Below are 10849 nucleotides of genomic sequence, written 5' to 3' on the forward strand. Positions count from 1 at the left end.
GCGGACGACATGGGTGCGGTGAACGAATCGCTGATGCAGCGCATGACGCTGGGGACGCTGTGCAGCCGGTACGGGCTGGTCCTCCAGCCGGACTTCGCCTCGCCGACGACCATCACCTCGCTCGCCGACGACCTCGAGTCCGTCCGCCCGGGCGCCCTGTACGTGCCGCTCGGCGTGGACCCGACCCCGGAGCTGCTGCGCCGGGCGCTCAACCGCGGCGCCTACGCGGTGCTCGCGCCCATCGCCGCACGGGCCCGTCTGGCGGACGCCGACCTGCCGGTCCTCTACGGCGACCTCGACGCGCGCCGGCTCGGCCAGCTCGCGGCCGAACTCGCCGGCAAGCCCTCCGACGCGCTCGCCATGTTCGGCGTGGTCGGGCCCAACGCGGACGAGACGATCCGCGTGCTGTCCGAATTCCTGCACGTGCTCGGCAACCCCGTGGGCCGCATCAGCGCCAAGGGCTCCTACTCGCTGGACCGCGAGCTCGACCAGCGCTGCCCCCTCAACACGTTCGAGGTGCAGCACTCGCTCGCCGTGTGCGCGGAGGACGGCGCCGCGGCCGTGGTGGTGGCGGTGGACGCCGAGACCCTGCACCCGGGCGCGCTGAGCTCGGTCAGCATGGACGTGGTCGCCGTGGCCGCCTCCGAACGGCTGACCGTGGACACGCAGCGGCGCCTCATGGAGGCCGCGGCCGGCGACTACGGCTTCGAGATCGGCGAGGACACGCACCTGACGTGGCGCACCAGCGACTCCGACATGCTGGCCATGCAGGCGAGCGGCACGGACGACCGGGCGGACGTCGCGCGGCTGTCCACGAGCATCGCCATGGTGATGGGGGCCGGCGTGCGCCGCAGCAACATCAAGAACGCCCTGCGCGTGTCCCGGGAGCTGTCATGACGAGCGCGAAATCCCAAACCGACACCCAAACAAACCAAGATTCCCGAAAGGCTGTACCGACCGTGTGCGAACCCAAGATGATGTCCATGTCCCTCGCCGAAGTGGCCGAGGCGGTGGGAGGCCGGCTGGTCATGCCCGCTACCGGGGAGGGCGCGCGTCCCGCCGGGGCCGCCGGCCCCGTGGCGACGGGCGCGGTGAGCGACTCCCGCCAGGCCGGCGAGGGCTCGGTGTTCTTCGCCATCCGAGGCGAGCGCGTGGACGGCCACGACTACGTGGCCTCCGTGGCCGCCAAGGGAGCGGCGGCCGCGGTCGTCGAGCACGAGGTGGACGCCCCGGTCGCGCAGATCGTCGTGGACGACAGCGTCAAGGCGCTGGGCGCGCTGGCCCGGCACAACATCGAACGCCGCCGCGCGTCCGGCGAGCCGTTCACCATCGTCGGCATCACCGGCTCCGTGGGCAAGACCACCACCAAGGACCTTTTGAGGGCCATGCTCGCCGAGCTCGGCCCCACCGTGGCGCCAGTCGGCTCGTTCAACAACGAGATCGGCCTGCCGCTCACCTCGCTCAAGGTCAACGCGGCCACGCGCTACTTCGTGGCGGAGATGGGCGCGAACCACGTGGGGGAGATCGCGTACCTGACCACCATCGCCCCGCCCGACGTGGCCGTGGTCCTCAAGGTGGGCGTGGCCCATCTGGGCGAGTTCGGCTCGGTGGAGCGCATCGCGCAGGCCAAGAGCGAGATCGTGCGCGGCGAGGTCGCCGGCGGCTCGACTGTGCTCAACGCGGACGACGCGCACGTGGCCGCCATGGCGTCCATCGCCCCCGGCGACGTGACGTGGTTCGGCCGCGAGGCGGAGCATGACGGCCGTCCGCTCGACCTCGAGGCCCGCGACGTGCGCCACGATGAGCTCGACCACCCCTTCTTCACGCTGAGCGACGGCAAGGCCGCCGTGCCCGTCCACCTCGCGATCTGCGGCGACCACAACGTGACCAACGCGCTGGCCGCCGCCACCGTGGCGCACCGGCTCGGCCTGCCGCTCGAGCGCATCGCACGCGTGCTCGAGGACCAGAGGCACATCAGCCCGCACCGCATGGCCGTCAGCCGCGTGGAGCGCGGCGGCGCGGCGTTCACGCTCATCGACGACTCGTTCAACGCGAACCCCGACTCCATGCGCGCCGGCCTCGACGGGCTCGCCGCGTGGGGCGCCTCCCGCGACCCGCAGCCGGCCCGCGCGGCCGTGCTCGGCGCGATGCTCGAGCTCGGCGCGGATTCGGCCCGCCTGCACCGCGGCGTCGGCGCGTACGCGGCCGGACTGGGGCTCGACGCCGTCATCGCCGTCGGCTCCGCGGCCGACCCCGAGCTGGACGCGCTCGCGGCGGACATCGCCGACGGGGCCCGCGAGGCCGGATGCGCGAAGGTGGAACTGGTGCACGACGTGGACGCCGCCGACCGCGCCGTGGCGGACTTCGCCTCCGCGGCGGCCGATCCGGTCGTGCTGCTCAAGGGATCGCACGCCTCGGGCCTGAGCGCCCTGGCCGAGCGCTGGGCGTAGGAAAGCGGCGTAGGAAAGCTTCGAAAACCGACAAGCGAGAGGGAAAGAACAGTGATTGCGCTCATCATCGGAATGCTGGTGTCGCTCATCGTGACGCTGGTGTGCACGCCGTTGCTGATCCGGCTGGTGCACAAGCTGCACTACGGTCAGTACATCCGCCAGGACGGCCCGAAGTCGCATCAGGTCAAGCGTGGCACCCCCACCCTCGGCGGCGTGGTCATCAACCTCGCCATCCTGCTCGGCTGGGGCGCCTCGGCGCTGTACCGCTACGCGCGCTCCGGCGACGTGCCTTCGTGGTCCGCGGTGCTCGTGCTGTTCGCCATGCTGTCCATGGGCCTGCTCGGCTTCATCGACGACTTCGCCAAGGTGCGCAAGAAGCAGAACGAGGGCCTGACGATCCACGGCAAGTTCATCGGCCAGTTCGTCTTCGCCACCGCGTACGCCGTGCTGGCGCTGCTCGTGCCCACCAAGTCCGGCATGCCGAGCGCGCAGCCGGGCATGAGCTTCATCGAGACGCCGTTCCTCACCTTCGACTTCGCCGGGCGCGCGGTGGCCATCGTGCTGTTCGTCATCTGGGTGAACCTGCTCATGACCGCGTGGACCAACGCCGTGAACCTCACCGACGGCCTCGACGGACTCGCGGCGGGCAGCTCCATGATCGCGTTCGTCGGCTTCGCCATCATCGCGTTCTGGGAGAGCTACCACATCAAGGGCGGCACGCACGAGGGCTTCTCCTACGCCGTGTCCGACCCGCTGGACCTCACCATCATCGCTGTGTGCGCGGCCGTCGCCTGCTTCGGCTTCCTGTGGTACAACGCCAACCCGGCCGAGATCTTCATGGGCGACACCGGCTCGCTGGCCCTGGGCGGCCTGTTCGCGGCCCTGTCCATCGCCACGCACACCGAGTTCCTCGCCATCATCCTGGGCGGTCTGTTCGTCATCGAGGTGTGCTCGGACGTCATCCAGATCACCTCGTTCCACCTCACGCACAGGCGCGTGTTCAAGATGGCGCCCATCCACCACCACTTCGAGCTGTGCGGCTGGCCCGAGACGCGCGTGGTGGTGCGCTTCTGGATGATCGAGATCATCTTCGTGCTGCTCGCCCTGGTGCTCTTCTACTGGGACTGGGCCGCGCGCTCCGGCCTGCTGTGAGCCGTGCGGGGGCCGCGCCGGGAAATCGCCGGCAAAATTGTGCTAGACCAGTGCTGAACGATGCCTGAGTGCAGGGGAGTGATGTGACGATGATCGATATGAGCGACAAGACCGTGCTGGTCGCCGGGCTCGGCGTGTCCGGACGAAGCGTGCGCGAGGTGCTGGCCGGACGGGCCAGGCGCGTGATCGGCGTGGACGAGCGCCGCGACGACGCCGACCTGAAGTCCTTCGACCGGATCCCGTGGGACGACGTGGACCTCGTCATGACCTCGCCGGTCTTCAACCCGCGCACCCCGTTCATCCTCGAGGCCCAGCGCCGCGGCATCCCCGTGGTCAGCGAGGTGGAGCTCGCGTGGATGCTGCGCGCGGACAACGCGAGGACCGGACGGCCCGCCGGATGGATCGGCATCACCGGCACCAACGGCAAGACCTCCACCACCGAGATGACCTCCGCCATGCTCACCGCCGCGGGCCTCAACGCGCCCGCCGTGGGCAACATCGGCAAGGCCGTCTCGCACGCCGCCGTGGACCCGTCGCACGACGTGCTGTGTGTGGAGCTGAGCTCCTTCCAGCTGCACTTCACCGACTCGCTCGAACTCGACTGCGCGGTCATCACCAACCTCGCCGACGACCACCTCGACTGGCACGGCGGCTTCGACAACTACGCACACGACAAGTCCAAGGTGTACCGCGGCGTCAAGCGCGCGCTGGTCTACAACGCGGACGACGGGCGCGTGACGGCCATCGCCCGCGCCGCAGAACCCGCGCCCGGATGCCGTCGCATCGGCTTCACCCTGCATGCCCCCGAGGCCGGCCAGATCGGCGTTGAGGACGGCTGGGTGGTCGACATGAGCGGTGTGGCCGGCAAGCCCGCCGGCGAGGCGAACCGTCTCGCGCCCGTCTCCTCGTTCCGCCACCTGACGGAGCCGGACGGCACCGTCTACCCGCATCTGCTCGCCGACGGCCTGACCGCCCTCGCGCTCGCTCTCGGCTACGGCGCGCCCGTCGAGCCGGCCGTCCGCGCGCTGCAGGAGTTCGCCCCCGGCGGCCATCGCATCGTCACCGTCGCCGCGCTCAAGGGCGCCACGCCGGCCGAGTCGATCCGCTTCGTGGACGACTCCAAGGCCACCAACGCGCACGCCGCGCACGCCTCCCTGTCCAGCTTCGGCCCCAAGTCCGTGGTGTGGATCGCCGGGGGGCTGGCCAAGGGAAGCCGCTTCGAGGACCTCGTGGCCGACCAGGCGCATACCATCGCCGCAGCCGTGATCATCGGCAAGGACCAGCGGCCCATGCTCGACGCGTTCGCCGCCAGCGCCCCGGACATCCCCCTGACGGTCATCGACCCGGACGGGGACGACGCCACCGTCATGGAACGGGCCGTGGACGCGGCCGGCGCGTACGCCAAGCCCGGCAGCGTGGTGCTCATGGCCCCCGCCTGCGCGTCGTTCGACCAGTTCAAGTCGTACGCGGATCGAGGTGACCGCTTCGCCGCCGCTGCGACCCGTTGGGTGCGTGAGCATGCCGAAGAGCGCTAAGCCCGTCCGCACGTCGGCGGCGAAGTCCTCCGCCGGCCCCGCCGCGTCCACGGCCCGTCGCGGCGAAAGCCGCTACACCGGCCTGCGCACCCTGCTCAACCCGCTGTGGTGCTACTGGGGCTTCATGGCCGCCGTGGCCGTCGTCACGATCTTCGGCCTGCTCATGGTGTTTTCCAGCTCCACGGTGGATGCGGTCTCCAACAAGCAGTCGCCGTGGAACGAACTGCGCGACCAGGCCATCTTCTGCGCGATCGGATGCGGCTTCGCGTTCGCGACCATGCACCTGCCCCGCGCGTTCTATCAGAGGTTCGGGCTGTGGATCGTCGGCGTCTCGTGGTTCGTGCAGGCCCTCACCATGACGCCGCTCGGCACCGGCGCGGGCGGCAACAGCGGCTGGATCCGCGTGTTCGGCTTCACCTTCCAGCCCGCCGAGATGCTCAAGCTCGCCCTGTGCATCTGGCTGCCGAGCGGCATGCTCCTCGCCCAGCGGCGCATGCGCTCCATGCCCTTCTACAAGGCGTACCTGCTGCCGTTCATCGTGGCGGGCGGCAGCTTCCTGCTCGTCATGGCGGGCAAGGACCTCGGCACCGCCATGATCATCGTGCTCATCTGCATGCTCGCCTTCCTCATCGGCGGCTTCCCGCTCAAATGGCTCGGCGGGGCGTGTCTTTTGGGCTTTGCGGCCATCGTGGGCCTCTTCGTGCTCGGCAGCGGCAACCGCATGTCCCGCATCCTCGCCACGTACGGCACCTGCTCGGCGGAGGACGCGCAGAGCGTGTGCTTCCAGTCCATCCACGGCACCTTCGCCATGGGCTCCGGCGGCCTGTTCGGCGTGGGGCTCGGCAACTCGCGCGAAAAGTGGAACTACCTGCCCGAGGCGCACAACGACTTCATCTTCGCCATCATCGGCGAGGAGCTCGGCTTCGTGGGGGCGAGCCTGCTCGTCATCGGCTTCGTGGTCATGGGCTGGTGCCTGATCTGCGTGGCCCTGCAGTGCCGCGACGCCTACGCGCGCATGGTCATGGTGTGCATCGCCGGGTGGATCGTCGGCCAGGCGCTCATCAACATCGCCGTCGTGCTCGGCCTCCTGCCGGTCATGGGCCTGCCCATGCCGTTCGTGTCCGCCGGCGGATCCGCGCTCGTCATGTGTCTGGGCGCGTCCGGCGTGGCCGTGCGCATGATGCGAGCGCAGCAGGACATCAAGGCGGCGCTCGTCAGGGCGTAGGCCGCGGCGTTTGGCCCGCGCATCCGACCCGGCCGGCAAAGTTGGGCGACCTGCCCCACAAACGGGCCCGCGGGGATTATGCTGTCTTGCATGAGTGAAAAGAAGGTTCATGTGGTGCTGGCCGGCGGCGGCACGGCCGGCCACGTCAATCCGCTGCTGAGCGTCGCCAATGCGATCAAGGCCGTCCGCCCCGACGCCGTCGTCACCGTGCTGGGCGGCACCACCGGTCTCGAGAATCAGCTCGTGCCCGCCGCGGGCTACGAGATGGACACCATCGACAAGGTGCCGTTCCCGCGTTCGATCAACGCGGCGGCGTTCAAGTTCCCGTTCCGCTGGACGCGCGAGGTGCGCAGGGTCAAGGCCATCCTCAGGGCCCGCGAGGCGGACGTGGTGTGCGGCTTCGGCGGCTACATCTCCGCACCGGTCTACCGCGCGGCGAAGAAGATGGGCCTTCCCGTGGCCATCCACGAGCAGAACGCGCGCGCCGGCATGGCCAACAAGCTCGGCGCCCGCTGGGCGGACTTCATCGGCACCGCCTACGAGAACACGGGCCTGAAGCCGGGCAAGGGCACGGTCGTGGAGCGCGTGGGCCTGCCGCTGCGACCCGCCATCGCCTCGCTCGCCGCGCGCCTCGACAAGGACCCGCAGCTCGCCCGCGTGGAGGCCGCCTCCAAGCTGGGCGTCGACCCGACCCGACCGCTCGTGCTCGTCACCGGCGGCTCGCTCGGCGCGCAGAGCCTCAACGAGGCCGTCGCCGGATCCGCCCGCGAGCTGCTCGCCCACGCGCAGGTGGTCCACCTGACCGGCCGCGGCAAGCTCGACGAGGTCAAGCGGCTCGTCACGCGGTCCGCCGGCGCGGACGTGCTCAACGGGCTCGGCATCGACACGGTCGGGCAGGGCGACTACCACGCCGTCGAATATCTGGAGCGCATCGACCTCGCGTTCGCGTGCGCCGATCTGGTGATCTGCCGCTCCGGCGCCGGATCCGTCAGCGAGATCGCCGCGCTGGGCCTGCCCGCCGTGTACGTCCCGCTGCCGATCGGCAACGGCGAGCAGCGTTTCAACGCACAGCCGGTCGTGGAGGCGGGCGGCGGCCTCATGGTGGCCGACGACGAGTTCACCGCGCAGTGGGTGACCGGGCACGTGCCCGCGCTGCTGGCCGACCACGAGCGCCTCGCCGCCATGGGCAAGGCCGCGTGGGGCTACGGCATCCGCGACGCCGCCGCCGTCATGGCCGAGCGCGTGCTGGGCCTGATCCGCTAGCCTGATCCGTTAGCCCACTTCCGGCCACGGCCCGTTCCCGGCCGATGGCCGGCGAAGGGAAACGTTGGAATCGGTCGCGTGGCGCGGCCATAATGAAAGTCGGCCTGTTTGGGGCCGCGGCCCGGTTGCCGCGGCCCAGTCGAAACGTGCAAGGAGAGTTGTCCCGTGACCGAATCCACCATTGTGCTTGATCCCACCCATGCGTCCTTCGCCCCCGGCGAAACCGTGGCGGATCTGGGCCCCACGCATTTCATCGGCATCGGCGGCGCCGGCATGAGCGTGCTCGCCGAGATGCTCCACGAGGAGGGCGTGGCCGTCGCCGGTTCGGACCGCGAGGAGAGCGCCAAGACCGACCGCCTGAAGGAGCTCGGCATCACCGTGCACATCGGCCAGAAGGCGGAAAACGTGGCCGGCGCGAAGACCGTGGTCTTCTCCAGCGCCATCAAGCCGGACAACCCGGAGATCGTGGCCGCCCACGAGGCCGGGGCGCGCATCGTACACCGCAGCGACATCCTCGCCCTGCTGCTCGCCGCCAAGCGCGGCGTGACCGTGGCCGGCGCCCACGGCAAGACCACCACCAGCGCCCTGCTGGCCCACATCCTCGTCAACGCCGGCGCCGGCGCGCTGGCCGATCCGAGCTACGCGATCGGCGGCTCCATCCAGACCCCGGACGGCGGCACCCGCGACGGCGGCCATGCGGGCCGCGGCGACGTGCTCGTGGCCGAGGCGGACGAATCCGACGGCAGCTTTGAAAAGTACCGTCCCGCCGTCGCCATCATCACCAATGCCGAACCGGACCATCTGGACCACTACGGCGATGCCGCGCACTACCATGCCGCGTTCGTGGAGCACGCCGGCCACGCGCAGGGCCATGTGGTCATCTGCGGCGACGACGCCGGCGCGCTCGACGTGCTCGCCCAGCTGCCGGCCGACGTGGCCGCGCGCACCGTCGTGTACACCACCGCCGGTCCGGACGCGCTGCCCGAAGCCGTGCGCGGCGCCGTGGAGGCGGTCGTGACGATCGAGCACGAGCGCGAGGCCGCCGAATCCGGTGCGGAGCGCTTCACCGTCCACATTCCCGCGGGCCTGCTGGCTGCAGACGCCCCCGCGCGCGACGTGCCGGTGTCCCTTGTCATCCCGGGCGTGCACAACGCGCGCAACGCCACCGCCGCCATCCTCGCGGCCGCGCTGCTCGGCATGGACCCGGACGCCGCCGCCAAGGCCGCCGCCGACTTCAAGGGCGCCGCGCGCCGCTTCCAGATCCGCGGCAGCGTGGAGGGCGTGACCGTGGTGGACGACTACGCGCACCACCCCACCGAGATCGCGGCCCTGCTCGACGCCGCCCGCCGCCGCTACCCGGACTCCACGCTGCGCGTGCTGTTCCAGCCGCACCTGTTCTCCCGTACCAAGTTCTTCGCGCGCGAATTCGCCGAGGCCCTCGCCAAGGCGGATGACGTGATCGTCACCTGCATCTTCCCGGCCCGTGAAAAGGCCGAGGACTTCCCGGGCATCGGCGGGCAGACCGTGGTGGACGCCGCGGCCGGCATCGCTCACGAGCCCGCCGGCGACTGGATCCGCGCCGTGCCGGACATGTGCCAGGCGGCCAAGATGCTGTGCATGCGCGCCCACCGCGGCGACGTGCTGTTCACCGTCGGCGCCGGCGACGTGACCCAGATGGCCACCGTCATGCTGCGCGTGCTCGAGGCGCACCGCGAAATGCACCAGGTCCACGACTCCTCCTCGAACGCGGAGCGGCAATGACCGGACGCGTCGTCTCCTCCGGCGAGTCCGAAGGCCGGCGCGCCCGGTCCGAGGCGGCGGCGAAACCCGCCGCGAAGGCCTCCTCGAAGTCCGTCTCGGGGTCCGGTCGTTCCGCGCGCTCCGTTTCCGGTTCCTCCGGCGTTTCCGGCGCGGCGTCGGGCCTGTCGAAGGCCGGCACCGCCCGTGCCTTCCGGGCGGCCCGGTCCGCGGGCACGGCGAAGGCGCCGCGCACGGGCGGATTCGCCAAGGTGAGCGGCTCCGGCAGGACCGGCGGATCCGCTGCGGTGGCCTCCGCGTCCGGAGCTGGCTCCGGTGCAAGCCGCGTTCGCAAGCCGCGTTCGCTCAAGGCCTCGCGCACGCTTCGGTCGTCCCGCTCCGCGTCGTCGTCCGCCGTCGCGTCCGCGTCCTCGTCCCGTCCGGTCGAATCGACGCCGTGGGCGACCGACGCCGGCCGCCGTCCCACGCGTTCGCAGCCGGGCGGCTTCGTAGACGCGCGCGGCCTCGGCACCGACCGGCCGGTGGGGGAGCGCCTGCGTTCCGACGAGGGCGCCGGCCCGTTCCGTCGTCCCAAGGTCATCGGGTTCACGGCTCGCGCCAAGGAGGAGCGCCGCGCCAAGGCCGTGACCGCCCTCATCCGCGCGGGCGTCGCTTTGGCCGTCGTGGCCGTGGTGAGCGCGCTGGTCTGGCTGCTGTTCTTCTCGCCCGCGCTCAAGTTGCAGGCCGACCGGATCAGCGTCCACGGCGCCAACGAATGGGTCACCGCCGAACAAGTCTCGTCTATCGCGTCCGAGCAGACCGGCCGGTCGCTGCTCGTCGTGTCCACCGGGTCGATTGCGGACCGCCTCAAGGCCATGCCCGGCGTAACCTCCGCGGACGTGTCCAAGCAGTGGCCGCACGGCCTGACCGTCACCGTGGCCGCGCAGAAGCCCGCCGCCGTGCTCAAGGCCGCCGACGGCTCGCTGACCGCCGTGGACAGTCAGGCGCGCGTGCTCAACGCGGTCGGCGCCTCCGTGGCTGGCATTCCGGTGATCGATGTGGACAACGTGTCCGACGGGCTCGACAGCCGCGCCGTGCAGCAGGCCCTGCAGATCCTCGCGTCCCTGCCCGAATCGATGCGCCAGCGCATCAGCTCGGTCACCGCGAAGACGCAGGACTCGGTCACCACCGTGCTCGACGGCGGCAACTACACCGTCGTGTGGGGCGACGCCTCGCAGCTCGCGCTCAAGAAGGCCGAGGTGGACAAGATCCTCAACGACCCCGCCGTCATCGGCGACAAGCACCAGGTTGACGTCACCTCGCCCAAAAAGCCGATCATCAAGTAGCGCGCATTCCCGGATGTCTAGTCTCAGCGGATGGTTGACGCATGTCTCGGGGCATGGTTGACGGTGTCTCCTGGGACATGGTTTACATGTGTCCTGGGGCATGGTTGACGGACCGTCGGTTGTTGACCGTGTATGAGTACA

General features: G+C 70.6%; 8 protein-coding genes. All 8 read left to right on the forward strand.

Annotation, left to right across the window (positions count from 1 at the left end):
• The first annotated feature begins 9 nt into the window (after window positions 1-9).
• The 8 genes from DSM100685_RS08075 (at window position 10) to DSM100685_RS08110 (ending at window position 10708) form a co-directional block, all read left to right on the forward strand.
• Window positions 10-897: a UDP-N-acetylmuramyl peptide synthase gene (locus DSM100685_RS08075; RefSeq protein WP_152350837.1), complete on the forward strand. Its 888-nt coding sequence runs from the start codon at window positions 10-12 to the stop codon at window positions 895-897.
• A gap of 77 nt (window positions 898-974) precedes the next feature.
• Entirely contained in the window at window positions 975-2450 is a 1476-nt protein-coding gene (locus tag DSM100685_RS08080; protein ID WP_152350848.1) for a UDP-N-acetylmuramoyl-tripeptide--D-alanyl-D-alanine ligase, read from the forward strand.
• A 51-nt stretch (window positions 2451-2501) separates the two neighbouring features.
• A complete protein-coding gene (mraY, locus tag DSM100685_RS08085; RefSeq protein ID WP_152350838.1) occupies window positions 2502-3602 on the forward strand; it encodes a phospho-N-acetylmuramoyl-pentapeptide-transferase in 1101 nt (366 codons plus the stop codon).
• An 89-nt stretch (window positions 3603-3691) separates the two neighbouring features.
• A complete protein-coding gene (gene murD, locus DSM100685_RS08090) occupies window positions 3692-5137 on the forward strand; it encodes a UDP-N-acetylmuramoyl-L-alanine--D-glutamate ligase (protein WP_163201021.1) in 1446 nt (481 codons plus the stop codon).
• The gene (locus DSM100685_RS08095) at window positions 5121-6362 is read left to right on the forward strand and encodes a peptidoglycan glycosyltransferase FtsW (protein ID WP_204314322.1); all 1242 of its coding nucleotides are present in this window, start codon (window positions 5121-5123) and stop codon (window positions 6360-6362) included. Before murD ends, DSM100685_RS08095 begins: the two co-directional genes overlap by 17 nt.
• A 90-nt stretch (window positions 6363-6452) precedes the next feature.
• Entirely contained in the window at window positions 6453-7625 is a 1173-nt protein-coding gene (locus DSM100685_RS08100) for a UDP-N-acetylglucosamine--N-acetylmuramyl-(pentapeptide) pyrophosphoryl-undecaprenol N-acetylglucosamine transferase (protein WP_152350840.1), read from the forward strand.
• A gap of 183 nt (window positions 7626-7808) precedes the next feature.
• Window positions 7809-9386: a UDP-N-acetylmuramate--L-alanine ligase gene (gene murC, locus DSM100685_RS08105; RefSeq protein ID WP_152350850.1), complete on the forward strand. Its 1578-nt coding sequence runs from the start codon at window positions 7809-7811 to the stop codon at window positions 9384-9386.
• Window positions 9383-10708: a cell division protein FtsQ/DivIB gene (locus tag DSM100685_RS08110; RefSeq protein ID WP_152350841.1), complete on the forward strand. Its 1326-nt coding sequence runs from the start codon at window positions 9383-9385 to the stop codon at window positions 10706-10708. Before murC ends, DSM100685_RS08110 begins: the two co-directional genes overlap by 4 nt.
• Window positions 10709-10849: the final 141 nt, after the last annotated feature.

Origin of the sequence: Bifidobacterium avesanii (genome assembly GCF_009299475.1) — a bacterium.
GTDB lineage: Bacteria > Actinomycetota > Actinomycetes > Actinomycetales > Bifidobacteriaceae > Bifidobacterium > Bifidobacterium avesanii.